14 protein-coding genes are annotated in these 15,616 nt (G+C 41.3%); 13 read left to right on the top strand and 1 reads right to left on the bottom strand.

All coding sequences use genetic code 11. From position 1 onward, the window contains the following. Positions 1-290 precede the first annotated feature (290 nt). From TZ92_RS08765 to TZ92_RS08720, 10 genes are all read left to right on the top strand, one after another. Positions 291-1,271: an acetylxylan esterase gene (locus TZ92_RS08765; RefSeq protein ID WP_033630089.1), complete on the top strand. Its 981-nt coding sequence runs from the start codon at positions 291-293 to the stop codon at positions 1,269-1,271. Between the two features lie 318 nt (positions 1,272-1,589). Then, positions 1,590-2,288, top strand: a complete 699-nt coding sequence (locus TZ92_RS08760) for an N-acetylmannosamine-6-phosphate 2-epimerase (RefSeq protein ID WP_033630087.1) — start codon at positions 1,590-1,592, stop codon at positions 2,286-2,288. 114 nt (positions 2,289-2,402) lie between these two features. Then, positions 2,403-3,731 (top strand): ABC transporter substrate-binding protein, encoded by a 1,329-nt coding sequence (locus TZ92_RS08755; protein WP_033630086.1) that lies wholly within the window; start codon positions 2,403-2,405, stop codon positions 3,729-3,731. 219 nt (positions 3,732-3,950) lie between these two features. Continuing rightward, the gene (locus tag TZ92_RS08750) at positions 3,951-4,817 is read left to right on the top strand and encodes a carbohydrate ABC transporter permease (protein ID WP_161801140.1); all 867 of its coding nucleotides are present in this window, start codon (positions 3,951-3,953) and stop codon (positions 4,815-4,817) included. A 15-nt stretch (positions 4,818-4,832) separates the two neighbouring features. Then, positions 4,833-5,672, top strand: coding sequence for a carbohydrate ABC transporter permease (locus TZ92_RS08745; protein ID WP_001183243.1), 840 nt, complete (start codon positions 4,833-4,835; stop codon positions 5,670-5,672). Positions 5,673-6,116: 444 nt separating this feature from the next. After that, entirely contained in the window at positions 6,117-6,569 is a 453-nt protein-coding gene (locus TZ92_RS08740; RefSeq protein WP_000575430.1) for a NanQ anomerase/TabA/YiaL family protein, read from the top strand. A gap of 20 nt (positions 6,570-6,589) precedes the next feature. Continuing rightward, positions 6,590-7,234 (top strand): YesL family protein, encoded by a 645-nt coding sequence (locus TZ92_RS08735; protein WP_033630085.1) that lies wholly within the window; start codon positions 6,590-6,592, stop codon positions 7,232-7,234. A 171-nt stretch (positions 7,235-7,405) separates the two neighbouring features. Further along, positions 7,406-8,323 carry a dihydrodipicolinate synthase family protein gene (locus TZ92_RS08730; protein ID WP_033630084.1) on the top strand — a complete coding sequence of 306 codons (918 nt, stop codon included), beginning with the start codon at positions 7,406-7,408 and terminating at the stop codon, positions 8,321-8,323. 17 nt (positions 8,324-8,340) lie between these two features. After that, positions 8,341-9,225: an ROK family protein gene (locus TZ92_RS08725; RefSeq protein WP_033630083.1), complete on the top strand. Its 885-nt coding sequence runs from the start codon at positions 8,341-8,343 to the stop codon at positions 9,223-9,225. 327 nt (positions 9,226-9,552) lie between these two features. Next, the gene (locus tag TZ92_RS08720; RefSeq protein ID WP_033630082.1) at positions 9,553-10,317 is read left to right on the top strand and encodes a class I SAM-dependent methyltransferase; all 765 of its coding nucleotides are present in this window, start codon (positions 9,553-9,555) and stop codon (positions 10,315-10,317) included. Between the two features lie 295 nt (positions 10,318-10,612). Here the strand turns inward: TZ92_RS08720 and TZ92_RS08710 are convergent, their stop codons facing one another. Then, positions 10,613-11,464 carry a MurR/RpiR family transcriptional regulator gene (locus tag TZ92_RS08710; RefSeq protein ID WP_001039481.1) on the bottom strand — a complete coding sequence of 284 codons (852 nt, stop codon included), beginning with the start codon at positions 11,462-11,464 and terminating at the stop codon, positions 10,613-10,615. 255 nt (positions 11,465-11,719) lie between these two features. Here TZ92_RS08710 and pbp2b point away from each other — a divergent pair, with 255 nt between their 5' ends. From pbp2b to TZ92_RS08695, 3 genes are all read left to right on the top strand, one after another. Next, positions 11,720-13,762 (top strand): penicillin-binding protein PBP2B, encoded by a 2,043-nt coding sequence (pbp2b, locus tag TZ92_RS08705; protein WP_033630081.1) that lies wholly within the window; start codon positions 11,720-11,722, stop codon positions 13,760-13,762. A 10-nt stretch (positions 13,763-13,772) separates the two neighbouring features. Continuing rightward, positions 13,773-14,369: a recombination mediator RecR gene (gene recR, locus TZ92_RS08700; protein WP_000966754.1), complete on the top strand. Its 597-nt coding sequence runs from the start codon at positions 13,773-13,775 to the stop codon at positions 14,367-14,369. A 173-nt stretch (positions 14,370-14,542) separates the two neighbouring features. Next, on the top strand, positions 14,543-15,586 hold the full coding sequence (locus TZ92_RS08695; RefSeq protein WP_033630080.1) for a D-alanine--D-alanine ligase: 1,044 nt from the start codon (positions 14,543-14,545) through the stop codon (positions 15,584-15,586). Positions 15,587-15,616: the final 30 nt, after the last annotated feature.

The raw sequence follows: 15,616 nt of genomic DNA, 5'->3' as shown, positions 1-15,616 counted from the left end.
CTTTTAGGTTTGGGTCTTATACTAGAGTCATCAAAAAGAAACGAGGACTCTCACATGACTATTAAAGTAACCTACCAAAAAAAATTCCAAACCGTCAAACTAGAGAAAGGAGCTAGCACCTATTGATAAACAAAGAGCGGAAACGCTCTTTTTATTTTTAAAACTACTTTCAGGCGATAGGTTTGAGGAAAGAGAATCTAAATTCACTTTCTGTTTACCGTTCTTTCTTGCATTGCTTTCCTAGATATGCTAGAGTTATGATAGCGATTACAAAACAAAAGGAGCATACTATGAAAAATCCAGCTTTGTTAGAAGAAATCAAGACCTATCTAGGACGGGATGAAGTTCCAGAAGATTTTGATGCTTTCTGGGATGAGGAAGTGAAAAAAGTATCAACGCTTCCAGCCTACCAGTTGGAAGAAAGAGATTTCCATATTCCTCAAGTCAAGTGTTATGAACTTACCTTTGAAGGAACCGATGAAGGCAAGGTCTATGCACGAATCGTCCTTCCAAAGACTGAGGAGAAGGTTCCGCTAATCTTCCATTTCCATGGGTACATGGGACGTGGTTGGGATTGGGCTGACATGCTAGCCTATACTGTGGCTGGTTACGGTGTTGTTTCTATGGATGTCCGAGGCCAGTCAGGTTATTCGCAAGATGGCTTGCGCTCTCCTTTGGGAAATACCGTTAAGGGACACATCATCCGTGGTGCTGTTGAAGGTCGAGACCAGCTCTTTTATAAGGATGTTTATTTGGATATTTACCAGTTGATTGAAATTGTTGCTAGTCTACCTGAGATTGATGAGAAGCGACTTTCTAGTTATGGCGCCTCACAAGGAGGGGCTTTAGCTTTGGTTGCAGCAGCGCTCAATCCTCGGATTCAGAAAACAGTTGCCATCTATCCCTTCTTGTCAGACTTTAGACGAGTGCTTGAGATTGGCAATACCAGTGAAGCCTATGACGAACTTTTCCGTTATTTCAAGTTCCACGATCCCTTCCATGAAACAGAGGAGGAAATCATGGCGACCCTTGCCTATATCGATGTGAAAAATCTTGCCCATCGTATTCAAGGTGAGGTCAAGATGATTACGGGCTTGGACGACGATGTTTGCTATCCCATTACCCAGTTTGCGATATACAACCGTCTGACATGTGATAAGACCTATCGCATCATGCCTGAGTATGCTCACGAAGCCATGAATGTTTTTGTCAATGACCAAGTTTATAACTGGCTCTGTGGCAGTGAGATTCCTTTTAAGTACGTAAGATAATGAATGAGAGAGGGCAGTAGCTCTCTTTTTATATTAGATTATTGGAAATAATATAAAATCTTTTTTTAATTTTTATTAAATCTGATTTAAAAATAGTGAGTAACCTATTTGTAATTGGGATAATTTTTGTAAGGAAATATAAAACACTTAAATCGTTTTACAAAAAAGTCAAAATCATAAGAAGTCTGAAACTACTTTCAGGATAGTCTGTTCTATAAAATAGTTTTGAAACTGAAATCTATTCTATCACAATCTATTGAAAGCGCTTAACAAATGATATATAATAATCCCATAGAAGAAAGAAAGGGAGGAAAGAGGATGCCACAGATCAGCAAAGAAGCCTTGATTGAACAGATCAAAGATGGAATCATTGTCTCTTGCCAGGCACTTCCTCACGAACCGCTTTATACAGAAGCGGGAGGGGTTATCCCCTTGCTAGTCAAAGCGGCTGAGCAAGGTGGAGCAGTCGGTATCCGAGCAAACAGTGTTCGTGATATCAAGGAGATCAAGGAGGTTACGAAACTCCCGATTATCGGGATCATCAAACGTGACTATCCGCCACAGGAGCCATTCATTACAGCGACTATGAAAGAAGTTGATGAGTTGGCTGAACTAGACATTGAGGTTATTGCTCTGGATTGTACCAAACGTGAACGTTACGACGGTTTGGAAATTCAGGACTTCATCCGACAAGTCAAAGAAAAGTATCCAGATCAACTCTTAATGGCTGATACTAGCACTTTTGAAGAAGGGCTAGCAGCAGTCGAAGCAGGGATTGATTTTGTGGGAACAACCTTATCAGGCTACACTTCTTATAGTCCAAAAGTAGATGGTCCAGACTTTGAACTGATCAAAAAGCTTTGTGAAGCAGGAGTGGATGTCATCGCTGAAGGGAAAATTCATACACCAGAACAAGCCAAACAAATCCTTGAATATGGGGTGCGAGGCATCGTTGTCGGTGGAGCGATTACTAGACCAAAAGAGATTACGGAGCGCTTTGTTGCCGGTCTTAAATAACACAATCTCAAAACAGAGGAGAGTGGTTGATGCGTCGGACAAAATGAAAACGTATACAAATATAAACTTGCTCATTATCCAATATGGATACGCTTATCAATTAGGAGAATACAAATGAAATTTAGAAAACTAGCTTGTACAGTACTTGCAGGTGCTGCGATTCTTGGTCTTGCGGCTTGTGGTAACTCTGGCGGAAGTAAAGATGCTGCAAATTCTAGTAGCGATAGCGGAAAAACAGAAATCACTTGGTGGGCATTCCCAGTCTTCACACAAGAAAAAACTGGTGACGGTGTTGGAACTTATGAAAAATCAATCATCGAAGCTTTTGAAAAAGCAAATCCAGATGTAAAAGTGAAATTGGAAACCATCGACTTCAAGTCAGGTCCAGAAAAGATCACAACAGCTATCGAAGCGGGAACAGCGCCAGACGTACTCTTTGACGCACCAGGACGTATCATCCAATACGGTAAAAATGGTAAATTGGCTGAGTTGAACGACCTTTTCACAGACGAATTCGTCAAAGATGTGAACAACGAAAACATCGTACAAGCAAGTAAGGCTGGAGACAAAGCCTACATGTATCCAATCAGTTCAGCACCATTCTACATGGCTATGAACAAGAAAATGTTGGAAGATGCTGGAGTTGCAAACCTTGTAAAAGAAGGTTGGACAACTGATGACTTTGAAAAAGTTTTGAAAGCGCTTAAAGATAAAGGCTATACACCAGGTTCATTGTTCAGTGCTGGTCAAGGGGGAGACCAAGGAACACGTGCCTTCATTGCAAACCTTTACGGTGGTTCTGTAACAGACAAAGACGTAACTAAATATACAACTGATGATCCTAAATTCGTCAAAGGTCTTGAAAAAGCGGCTAGCTGGATCAAAGATGGTTTGTTGAACAATGGTTCACAATTTGACGGTGGGGCAGACATCCAAAACTTTGCCAACGGTCAAACTTCATACACAATCCTTTGGGCACCAGCTCAGAACGGTATCCAAGCGAAGCTCTTGGAAGCAAGTAAGGTAGATGTGGTAGAAGTACCATTCCCATCAGACTCTGGTAAACCATCTCTTGAATACCTTGTAAACGGATTTGCAGTATTTAATAACAAAGACGATAAGAAAGTCGCAGCTGCTAAGAAATTCGTTCAATTCATCGCAGATGACAAAGAATGGGGTCCTAAAGACGTAGTTCGTACAGGTGCCTTCCCAGTTCGTACTTCATTTGGCAAACTTTATGAAGACAAACGTATGGAAACAATCAGTGGCTGGACTAAATACTACTCACCATACTACAACACTATCGATGGATTTGCTGAAATGAGAACACTTTGGTTCCCAATGTTGCAATCTGTATCAAATGGTGACGAAAAACCAGCGGATGCTTTGAAAGCCTTCACTGAAAAAGCTAACGAAACAATCAAAAAAGCTACAAAACAATAAGCACTAAGTCAGATTGATTCCCCCCTTTTCCCTGTGCACTATGGTGTAAGAAAAGGGGGACTTTTGTTTGAAATGGTAGGAACTGTCACGAAATTAAAATGAAGTTCTTACATAAGCGAATCTTAAAAAATTTCATTTTGGTTTTAAAACAGTTCAAGAAAATCAAAAACTATTCTATTTGAAAGAGAGGTGCCGACTGTGAAAGTCAATAAAATTCGTATGCGGGAAACAGTGATTTCCTACGCTTTCCTAGCACCAGTGTTATTCTTCTTTGTCATCTTTGTCTTGGCTCCTATGATTATGGGATTCATTACAAGTTTCTTTAACTACTCCATGACTAAATTTGAGTTTGTGGGCTTGGACAACTACATTCGCATGTTTAAAGACCCTGTCTTTGTGAAGTCTTTGATCAATACCGTTATCCTGGTTATTGGATCTGTTCCGATTGTGGTTCTCTTCTCGCTCTTTGTAGCATCTCAAACCTATCATCAAAATGCCATTGCCCGTTCTTTCTATCGTTTCGTCTTCTTCCTTCCTGTAGTTACAGGTAGTGTTGCCGTAACGGTTGTATGGAAATGGATCTATGACCCACTATCAGGAATTCTTAACTTTGTCCTTAAGTCAAGCCACATCATCAGCCAAAACATTTCTTGGCTGGGTGACAAAAACTGGGCTTTGCTAGCGATTATGATCATCCTTTTGACAACATCTGTTGGTCAACCGATTATCCTTTATATCGCTGCTATGGGGAATATTGACAACTCACTTGTTGAAGCAGCGCGTGTAGACGGTGCGACTGAGTTTCAAGTCTTCTGGAAGATCAAATGGCCTAGCCTTCTTCCAACAACTCTTTACATCGCGATCATCACAACCATCAACTCATTCCAATGTTTCGCCTTGATTCAGCTCTTGACTTCTGGTGGTCCAAACTATTCAACAAGTACCTTGATGTACTACCTTTACGAAAAAGCCTTCCAATTGACAGAATACGGCTATGCAAATACCATCGGTGTCTTCTTGGCAGTGATGATTGCCATTGTCAGCTTTGCTCAATTCAAGATCCTCGGAAACGACGTAGAATACTAAAGAAAGGAGACAGTTATGCAACCTACACAAAAGAAACCTTTAACAGCTTTCACTGTTATTTCAACGATTATCTTGCTCTTGTTGACCGTGCTGTTCATCTTTCCATTCTACTGGATCTTGACAGGGGCCTTCAAATCACAGCCTGATACCATTATGATTCCGCCACAGTGGTTCCCTAAAATGCCAACCATGGAAAACTTCCAACAACTCATGGTGCAAAACCCTGCTATGCAGTGGATGTGGAACTCTGTATTTATCTCACTGGTAACCATGTTCCTAGTCTGCGCAACCTCTTCTCTAGCAGGTTATGTCTTGGCTAAGAAACGTTTCTATGGTCAACGCATTCTCTTTGCAGTCTTTATCGCTGCCATGGCTCTTCCAAAACAAGTTGTTCTTGTACCATTGGTACGTATCGTCAACTTCATGGGAATTCACGATACACTTTGGGCAGTGATTTTGCCTTTGATCGGATGGCCATTTGGGGTCTTCCTTATGAAACAATTCAGTGAAAACATCCCTACAGAATTGCTTGAATCAGCTAAAATCGACGGTTGTGGTGAGATCCGTACCTTCTGGAGCGTAGCCTTCCCTATCGTGAAACCAGGATTTGCAGCCCTTGCGATCTTTACCTTCATCAATACTTGGAACGACTACTTTATGCAGTTGGTTATGTTGACTTCACGTCAAAACTTGACCATCTCACTCGGGGTTGCGACCATGCAGGCCGAAATGGCAACCAACTATGGTTTGATCATGGCAGGTGCAGCTCTTGCAGCCGTGCCAATCGTCACCGTCTTCCTTGTCTTCCAAAAATCCTTCACTCAGGGTATTACTATGGGAGCTGTTAAAGGATAAGACCTTGCGAAAATCGAGTTTAAACTACGTCTGCGTTACCATGCCATACTTAAGTATTGCCTGCGGTTAGCTTCTAGTTTCTTCTTCGATTTTCATTAAGTATAAGAGAATATAGAGTTATAAGTGTCTACAAAATGGAGAGTATGCAGTTACTTCGTGAAGTTTTGTCAGACACTTATAAACTTAAGAATAAACTCTTTTCATGATACTAGTTAGAGTAGGTTCGTTTTATGGTGGCTATTTTCCGCTTTAGTGGTATCTAAGATAAGCATCTTACGCTTATCTTAGACGGAATTTTTGAGACTGACGATGAAGGAGTGAAAGGCTCAAAAATTAGGAATGAAATTCCGAAGGAATTTGCTTCCGTCCGCACTATTACAGGGAAATAGAGGAAGGATAATTCGGAACTGAAAACTAGTAACTATCAGAAACGAAGGAAACAGTATGATTTTTGACGATTTGAAAAACATCGCCTTTTACAAGGGGATCCATCCCAATCTAGATAAGGCTATCGACTATCTCTATCAGCACCGTAAGGATTCTTTCGAACTCGGTAAGTATGAGATTGACGGGGACAAGGTCTTTCTAGTTGTGCAGGAAAATGTCCTCAATCAAGCTGAAAATGATCAATTTGAGCATCATAAGAACTATGCAGACTTGCATTTGCTGGTAGAAGGACATGAATATTCGAGCTACGGTTCACGTATCAAAGACGAAGCGGTAGCATTCGACGAAGCGAGTGACATTGGCTTTGTTCATTGTCATGAACGCTACCCACTCTTGTTGGGCTATCACAATTTTGCGATTTTCTTCCCAGGAGAACCTCACCAGCCAAATGGCTATGCAGGTATGGAAGAGAAGGTTCGCAAATATCTCTTTAAAATTTTGATTGATTAAAAGAATCAGGAGGAGCAAATATGGCACAAAAAGGAGTAAGCCTTATCAAGGCAGCATTTGATACAGATAATTTTCTCATGCGTTTCAGTGAGAAGGTCTTGGATATCGTCACAGTCAATCTTCTTTTTGTCGTCTCTTGTTTGCCCATTGTGACGATTGGAGTGGCGAAAATCAGCCTCTATGAGACTATGTTTGAGATTAAGAGAAGCAGACGAGTTCCAGTTTTCAGAACCTATCTAAGAGCCTTCAAGCAAAATCTGAAACTGGGTTTCCAGTTAGGTTTGCTAGAGTTGGGCATTGTTTTGCTGAGTCTTTTAGACCTCTATCTTTTCTGGGGCCAGACTGCTTTGCCTTTCCAGATTGTGAAAGCTATTTGTTTGGGGATTCTCATCTTCCTCACTCTGGTGATGCTGGCTAGTTATCCCATCGCTGCGCGCTATGATTTGTCTTGGAAAGAAGTGCTGCAAAAAGGGCTTATCTTGGCAAGTTTTAACTTTCCATGGTTCTTCCTCATGTTAGCCATTCTCTTTCTCATTGTGATGGTTCTTTATCTATCCGCCTTCACTCTCCTTTTGGGTGGATCGGTCTTTATCCTCTTTGGTTTTGGTTTGCTGGTCTTTCTCCAAGTAGGATTGATGGAGAAAATTTTCGCAAAATACCAGTAGGATGAGTTCTTTCTGAAACTACTTTCAATCGTTACAGTTTCTAAAATACAAGTAGAAACTAAAATCTAAGTGTATACAAGATATTGAAAGCGATTTTCACAAGGTGTATACTAAACTTGTAAAAAATAGAACTGCTCTCAGCAGAAAAAAAGAAATCTTAGGAGAAAATCTATGTCAGATTTGAAAAAATACGAAGGTGTCATTCCAGCCTTCTACGCATGTTATGATGATCAAGGAGAAGTCAGTCCAGAACGTACGCGCGCCTTGGTTCAATACTTCATTGATAAGGGAGTTCAAGGTCTCTATGTAAATGGTTCTTCTGGTGAATGTATCTACCAAAGTGTGGCAGATCGCAAGTTGATTTTGGAAGAAGTCATGGCAGTTGCCAAGGGCAAATTGACTATCATCGCTCACGTAGCTTGCAACAATACCAAAGACAGTATGGAACTTGCTCGCCACGCAGAAAGCTTGGGTGTAGATGCCATTGCAACGATTCCACCGATTTACTTCCGTTTGCCAGAATACTCAGTTGCCAAATACTGGAATGACATTAGTGCTGCAGCACCAAACACAGACTACGTGATTTATAACATTCCTCAATTGGCAGGTGTTGCTTTGACTCCAAGTCTCTACACTGAAATGTTGAAGAATCCTCGTGTTATCGGTGTTAAGAACTCTTCTATGCCAGTTCAAGATATCCAAACCTTTGTCAGCCTTGGTGGAGAAGACCACATCGTATTCAATGGTCCAGATGAACAGTTCCTAGGTGGTCGCCTCATGGGTGCTAAAGCTGGTATCGGTGGTACTTATGGTGCGATGCCAGAACTCTTCTTGAAACTCAATGAGTTGATTGCTGAGAAAGACTTGGAAACAGCGCGTGAATTGCAATACGCTATCAACGCAATCATTGGCAAACTCACTTCTGCACATGGAAATATGTACGGTGTGATTAAGGAAGTCTTGAAGATCAATGAAGGACTTAACATTGGATCAGTTCGTTCACCATTGACACCAGTGACTGAAGAAGATCGCCCAGTTGTAGAAGCAGCAGCACAATTGATTCGTGAAACCAAGGAGCGCTTCCTCTAATCCATAAGGAGGTATTTATGACACACTACGTTGCAATTGATATCGGTGGAACCAACATTAAATATGGCTTGATTGACCAAGAAGGCCAACTTGTTGAATCGCATGAAATGCCAACTGAGGCGCATAAGGGTGGACCTCATATCTTACAAAAGACAAAAGATATCGTAGCCAGCTATTTAGAAAAAGGCCCAGTAGCAGGTGTTGCCATTTCTTCTGCAGGGATGGTGGATCCTGATAAGGGTGAGATTTTCTATGCTGGTCCTCAGATTCCCAACTATGCAGGAACCCAGTTCAAGAAGGAAATCGAGACGAGCTTTTCGATTCCTTGCGAAATTGAAAATGATGTCAACTGTGCAGGTCTTGCTGAGGCAGTATCTGGTTCAGGTAAGGGAGCGAGTGTCACACTTTGCTTGACCATTGGAACAGGTATCGGTGGTTGCTTGATTATGGATGGGAAAGTCTTCCATGGATTTAGCAACTCAGCCTGCGAAGTCGGTTACATGCACATGCAGGATGGAGCTTTTCAGGATCTTGCTTCTACGACGGCCTTGGTAGAATATGTAGCAACAGCTCATGGAGATTCAGTTGATCAGTGGAATGGCCGACGCATTTTCAAGGAAGCTACTGAAGGAAACAAGATTTGTATGGCTGGGATTGACCGCATGGTAGACTATTTAGGAAAAGGTCTGGCAAATATTTGCTACGTTGCCAATCCAGAAGTGGTCATTCTCGGTGGCGGTATCATGGGGCAAGAAGCTATCCTCAAACCGAAAATTCGCGCAGCCTTGAAGGCCGCCTTGGTACTAAGCTTAGCTGAAAAAACACGATTAGAATTTGCCCATCACCAAAATACAGCAGGAATGTTGGGAGCCTATTATCATTTCAAAACAAAACAATCCTAGTTTGGAACTATAGAATTAAGAAAAACACTGAATCACTACTTGAGTGAAAACTGTTTTGCTTAATTCTTTTTTTATTGAAAAATTTGAGCCAAAGGAGGTAATCGTGAGAAACTAGGAGAAAATAACTACCTTGCATAAGAAGTTAAGGAGAGAGCAATTCTATCATCCATTTAATTGATATTTAGCTTGAGTAAATGAGAAAATGTGGGAAAATGATATAATGAGATGGACGAAAAATTGACAAATTAGAATTTCTAGAGGTGAGAGAAGTGTGGCAACACATCCAGCTTAAATCGAAATCATATAAAATTGCGAGGAGATTGTAAGATGAATAATTATATAAAATTAAATGAAGATAGATGGAATAATGTAAAAAACGACTATACTGAGCCATTGACACATGAAGAATTGGAAGAAGCTAGAAAGCATCCAATTTCTGTTGCTTTAACTGTTGGGAAAAAAGTTCCGATAGAATGGTTTGAAAAAGCCAAGGGAAAAAAGATATTAGGGTTAGCTTGTGGTGGTGGTCAGCAGGGTCCCGTTTTTGCTGCAAAAGGTTATGATGTCACCATCATGGATTTTTCTAAATCACAATTAGAAAGAGATGAGATGGTTGCAAAAAGAGAAGGCCTAAAAATCAATACGGTTCAAAGCGATATGACAAAAGCATTTCCATTTGAAGATGAAACTTTTGATATTATTTTTAATCCGGTTTCAAATGTATATATAGAAGATTTAGATAACATGTATAAAGAAGCCTCTCGCGTATTGAAAAAGGGCGGTTTGTTAATGGTTGGATTTATGAATCCCTGGATCTACATGTATGATGCTGACACTGTATGGGATAAACCCGATGAGGAATTACTGTTAAAGTTTTCACTACCTTTTAATTCAAGAGAGCTTGAAGAGGAAGGCAAAATCACCATCAATCCAGAATATGGATATGAATTTAGCCATACCTTAGAAACACAGATTAGAGGACAACTAAAAAACGGTCTCGCTATGATCGATTTTTATGAATCATGTGATAAAAGACATCGATTATCACCTTATGGAAATGATTATATCGCTACACTTTGCATTAAACTATAAACTTATAGAACATACTTCAGGAGAATAGCTCATTTTATTTTCCTGAAGGGTTAAAATCTAAATCTCACTTTGTCGAAGCAAAATAATTAAATAAAATTAGAGAGAGGAAGTAAAAGCAGCAAATAGTTGAAACTTCCTTTTTTTGATGTCAAACATTCAAAAATGGAAAGGAGATTTAAGGAAGAACTGAAAATACAGATAAACAAGGCATTAGAACAAAGAGAAAGATTGGAAAGACTACCTATGAGTCTACTATCATTTCAAGACAAAACAATCCTAGTTTGGTTGAACCAAACTAGGATTTTCTAACGCGTTTTTGTCTACGATAGCCGTTGAGCTTTTTATTTTCCCAATAGCTGTTAAAGATTTTTTCCTTGCTCTCGCGATTGATTTCCAAAAAGTAGGCATAAATCAAATCTATTAAAATGAGCATAGGGAGTTGAGCGGAAATACGCTGGATGTAAGAAGATTGACTATGGCTTGCCACAAGGACTGTTTCGTTATAGGCCTGACTGTTTTTGTTTGGAGCGCTGGTAAAGAGAATGGTCTTGGCCCCCATTTCCTTGGCATCCAACAAACTATCGAGGACGGATTGGGTAGTGCCTGATAGGGAAAAACCAAGTACCAGACAATTTTCATCCATGATACTGGTCGTCCATGCAAAGCCATCCTGGTCGGTCAAAGCTTCACAGACCACACCTAATCGCATAAAGCGCAATTTCATCTCACGGGCAATCAGACCAGAACTTCCCGTCCCGAAAAAGTAAACTCGTTCAGCGTCATCGATTAATTGGGCGACGCGTTCCAGTTGTTCTTCGTCGATCAAATCCTGTGTTTGTTCTCGCATGATACTGTAGCTTCTCAAAACACGTTTGGTCAAAGGACTGTGTTTGTGTGAATGAGTGTCCGGTTTACTAGCCTGGTGCTGGTATTGAAAGACGAACTCTCGGTAGCCTGTAAAACCACACTTTTTGGAAAAGCGGGTCAAGGCTGCTTGGGAGATATGTAATTTCTGGGTAACTTGCTGAGAAGAAAGATCATCTTGGATCGTTTCAGCTTGCAAAAAATAGCGAGCGATTTCTTGCTCGAGCTCGGTTAATTCTTCAAAATGGAGGTCGATTATGGTTGCGATATCTGGCTTGTTCATGAGGCTCCTTTTTATGAGTCAAAGTCTTAAAAGTTAACGCTTTCCTAACTATTACTATCATTATATCATAGAAAATAGGATAACCAAATAAAAAGGCATTTTCAGTTAAAAGTCAAAAAATGCTTCGACTTTTCCAAGAGTTTCTCCGTAAAATATGGTACAATGAAATGTACTGAGCTTCACCTGTTTGCTCTATTATTTTAGGGGAAATAAAGGTGGAAATCGGGAATTTTTCTAGAAAAGAGTCTTAGTTGTATGAGAAAATTTAATAGCCATTCGATTCCGATTCGGCTTAATTTACTATTTGCGATTGTCATCCTGCTCTTTATGGCCATTATTGGTCGTTTGTTATACATGCAGGTGCTCAATAAAGATTTCTATGAAACAAAATTGGCCTCAGCCAGCCAAACAAGGGTAACAACCAGTTCAGCTCGTGGACAAATCTATGATGCGGCAGGGAAACCCTTGGTAGAAAATACTGTCAAGCAGGTTGTTTCTTTCACACGAAACAATAAAATGACGGCAGCTGAATTGAAGGAGACAGCCAAGAAACTCCTCACATATGTAAATGTAACCTCCCCTGATCTGACAGATCGACAGATTGCAGATTACTACTTGGCGGATCAGGATATTTACAAAAAAACAGTCGAATCCTTGCCAAGCGATAAACGCCTGGATTCAGATGGGAACCGTTTATCGGAAGCGACACTTTACAATAATGCGGTTGAAAGTATTGACGTGAGTCAGCTCAATTATACAGATGACCAGAAAAAGGAAATCTATCTCTTTAGTCAGCTCAATGCTGTTGAAAATTTTGCAACGGGAACCATTTCTACGGACGCCTTAGATGATACCCAAGTTGCTCTCGTTGCATCAGCGTCCAAGGAATTACCAGGTATCAGCATTTCAACCTCATGGGATCGTAAAGTACTGGATACATCTTTATCAACAATCGTTGGTAGCGTTTCAAATGAGAAGTCAGGACTTCCAGCTGAGGAAGTTGATGCTTATCTCAAAAAAGGGTATTCTCTCAATGACCGAGTGGGAACTTCCTATCTTGAAAAGCAATATGAAGATGTTCTTCAAGGCAAACGCTCCGTCAAAGAAATCCACCTCGACAAACACGGAAATATGGAAAGTGTGGAAAATGTCGAAGAAGGAAGCAAAGGAAACAATATCAAGTTAACGGTTGACCTAGCTTTCCAGAATGGTGTGGATGACCTACTCAAGAGCTACTTTAACTCAGAGTTGGGTAACGGTGGAGCCAAATATTCTGAAGGGGTTTACGCCGTAGCCCTTAATCCTAAAACCGGAGCAGTTTTGGCCATGTCAGGTGTCAAGCATGATGTCGAATCCGGAAAATTAAGTTCAGATTCGCTTGGAACGATAACCAATGTCTTTGTGCCAGGATCTGTCGTTAAGGCAGCGACCATCAGCTCTGGTTGGGAAAATGGAGTCTTGTCAGGTAATCAAACCTTGACAGACCAGCCGATTGTTTTCCAAGGTTCGGCCCCTATCAATTCATGGTATACCTTGTCCTATGACTCTTTCCCTATCACAGCAGTTGAGGCTTTGGAATACTCTTCTAATGCTTACATGGTTCAAACTGCGCTAGGAATCATGGGACAAACCTACACACCAAATATGACAGTCGCAACGGGACAGTTAGAGACTGCAATGGGCAAATTGCGATCAACCTTTGGGGAATATGGACTCGGAGCTTCAACAGGGATTGACCTCCCAGATGAATCTACAGGATTTACGCCAAAAGAATTTGATTTGGGGAACTATATCAATAATTCCTTTGGTCAGTTTGACAACTACACACCGATGCAGCTAGCCCAGTATGTCGCAACCATTGCAAACAATGGCGTACGTTTGGCTCCTCACATCGTTGAAGGAGTTTATGCAAACAATGACCAAGGTGGCTTAGGCAGTCTGGTTCAAGAAACAGCCACTAAGGAACTAAACAAGATCAATATCTCAGAATCAGATATGGCTATCTTGCAGCAAGGTTTCTATCAAGTTTCGCATGGAACGAGTGCTATGACAACTGGTCGTGCCTTTTCAAATGGCGCAGCCGTTTCCATCAGCGGGAAAACGGGTACTGCCGAAAGTTACGTTAATGGCGGTCAAAAAGCCAATAATACCAACGCAGTCGCCTATGCACCGACCGAAAATCCTCAAATTGCGGTCGCAGTCGTCTTTCCTCATAACACCAACCTTACAAACGGTGTCGGACCTTCTATTGCGCGCGACATTATCAATCTTTATCACCAACACCATCCAATGAATTAGAAAGGAACTTATGCTGTATCCAACACCTATTGCCAAGCTGATTGATAGCTATTCAAAGTTACCAGGTATCGGGATTAAAACGGCTACCCGCCTCGCCTTCTATACCATTGGAATGTCTGATGACGATGTCAATGAATTTGCCAAAAATCTCCTGTCTGCTAAGCGGGAATTGACCTATTGTTCCATCTGTGGTCGCCTGACGGATGATGATCCTTGCTCTATCTGTACGGACCCGACTCGAGACCAGACAACCATCTTGGTGTTAGAGGATAGTCGCGATGTGGCTGCTATGGAAAATATCCAAGAATACCATGGACTCTATCATGTCTTGCACGGCCTCATTTCTCCGATGAATGGTATCAGCCCAGACGATATCAACCTCAAGAGTCTCATGACCCGTCTCATGGATAGTGAGGTTTCAGAGGTGATCGTGGCTACCAATGCGACAGCAGATGGGGAAGCGACCTCTATGTATCTCTCTCGTTTGCTCAAACCAGCTGGGATCAAGGTCACTCGTCTAGCACGAGGCCTGGCCGTGGGAGCAGATATCGAGTATGCGGACGAAGTCACACTCTTACGAGCCATTGAAAATCGGACAGAGTTGTAGGAGTAGACAAATTTACGAACTAAATTCATTTATAAGAAAATTAAGGAGACCGACTTTGATGTTATAGGTCTCTTTTATGTTTCTTGAATTCTAGTACCATGTTCAAGTTTCAAAAAAGAAGCAAATATGATATACTAAAGAACGAGTATTCTATTAGAATTGGAACAAATAATATGAAACAAACGATTATTCTTTTATACGGTGGACGAAGTGCAGAGCGTGAAGTCTCTGTCCTTTCAGCTGAGAGTGTGATGCGTGCGGTCAACTACGATCGTTTCACAGTCAAGACTTTCTTTATCAGTCAGTCAGGTGACTTTATCAAAACGCAAGAATTTAGCCAGACTCCAGGTCAAGAGGATCGTCTCATGACCAATGCGACTATTGACTGGGACAAGAAAATAGCACCAAGTGCTATCTACGAAGAAGGTGCAGTAGTCTTTCCAGTTCTTCATGGCCCAATGGGAGAGGATGGCTCTGTTCAAGGATTCTTGGAAGTTTTGAAAATGCCTTATGTCGGCTGCAATATCTTGTCATCTAGTCTTGCCATGGATAAAATTACGACTAAGCGTGTCTTGGAGTCTGCCGGGATTGCCCAAGTACCTTATGTGGCCATCGTCGAAGGTGATGATGTGACTGCTAAAATCGCTGAAGTTGAAGAAAAATTGACTTATCCAGTCTTCACGAAGCCGTCAAACATGGGTTCAAGTGTCGGTATTTCTAAGTCTGAAAACCATGAGGAACTCCGCCAAGCTTTGGAACTTGCCTTTCAATATGACAGCCGTGTCTTGGTAGAGCAAGGGGTGAATGCCCGTGAAATCGAGGTTGGTCTCTTGGGCAACTACGATGTGAAGAGCACTTTGCCAGGTGAAGTGGTCAAGGATGTTGCCTTTTATGACTATGATGCCAAGTATATTGACAACAAGATTACCATGGACATCCCAGCCAAGATTAGTGATGATGCGGTAGCTGTCATGCGTCATAATGCAGAAACAGCCTTCCGTGCGATTGGTGGCCTCGGTCTGTCTCGTTGTGATTTCTTCTATACAGATAAGGGCGAGATTTTCCTAAACGAGCTTAATACCATGCCAGGTTTTACCCAGTGGTCTATGTATCCACTGCTTTGGGACAATATGGGAATCAGCTACCCAGAACTAATCGAGCATTTGGTTGACCTTGCTAAGCAAAGTTTTGACAAGCGCGAAGCGCATTTGCTATAAAAATGAAAGAGAGGGTAGAAGCCAGAACTA

Source organism: Streptococcus oralis subsp. oralis (genome assembly GCF_000960035.1).
Classification (GTDB): Bacteria; Bacillota; Bacilli; order Lactobacillales; family Streptococcaceae; genus Streptococcus; species Streptococcus oralis_G.
This window is presented reverse-complemented; position numbering and strand designations above follow the sequence as displayed.

Coding starts and splice junctions, on each gene's coding strand:
- TZ92_RS08740 (WP_000575430.1), top strand. CDS start 6,117: ATGATTTTTGACGATTTGAAAAACATCGCCTTTTACAAGGGGATCCAT.
- recR (WP_000966754.1), top strand. CDS start 13,773: ATGCTGTATCCAACACCTATTGCCAAGCTGATTGATAGCTATTCAAAG.
- TZ92_RS08720 (WP_033630082.1), top strand. CDS start 9,553: ATGAATAATTATATAAAATTAAATGAAGATAGATGGAATAATGTAAAA.
- pbp2b (WP_033630081.1), top strand. CDS start 11,720: ATGAGAAAATTTAATAGCCATTCGATTCCGATTCGGCTTAATTTACTA.
- TZ92_RS08730 (WP_033630084.1), top strand. CDS start 7,406: ATGTCAGATTTGAAAAAATACGAAGGTGTCATTCCAGCCTTCTACGCA.
- TZ92_RS08725 (WP_033630083.1), top strand. CDS start 8,341: ATGACACACTACGTTGCAATTGATATCGGTGGAACCAACATTAAATAT.
- TZ92_RS08750 (WP_161801140.1), top strand. CDS start 3,951: ATGCGGGAAACAGTGATTTCCTACGCTTTCCTAGCACCAGTGTTATTC.
- TZ92_RS08755 (WP_033630086.1), top strand. CDS start 2,403: ATGAAATTTAGAAAACTAGCTTGTACAGTACTTGCAGGTGCTGCGATT.
- TZ92_RS08710 (WP_001039481.1), bottom strand. CDS start 11,464: ATGAACAAGCCAGATATCGCAACCATAATCGACCTCCATTTTGAAGAA.
- TZ92_RS08735 (WP_033630085.1), top strand. CDS start 6,590: ATGGCACAAAAAGGAGTAAGCCTTATCAAGGCAGCATTTGATACAGAT.
- TZ92_RS08765 (WP_033630089.1), top strand. CDS start 291: ATGAAAAATCCAGCTTTGTTAGAAGAAATCAAGACCTATCTAGGACGG.
- TZ92_RS08760 (WP_033630087.1), top strand. CDS start 1,590: ATGCCACAGATCAGCAAAGAAGCCTTGATTGAACAGATCAAAGATGGA.
- TZ92_RS08745 (WP_001183243.1), top strand. CDS start 4,833: ATGCAACCTACACAAAAGAAACCTTTAACAGCTTTCACTGTTATTTCA.
- TZ92_RS08695 (WP_033630080.1), top strand. CDS start 14,543: ATGAAACAAACGATTATTCTTTTATACGGTGGACGAAGTGCAGAGCGT.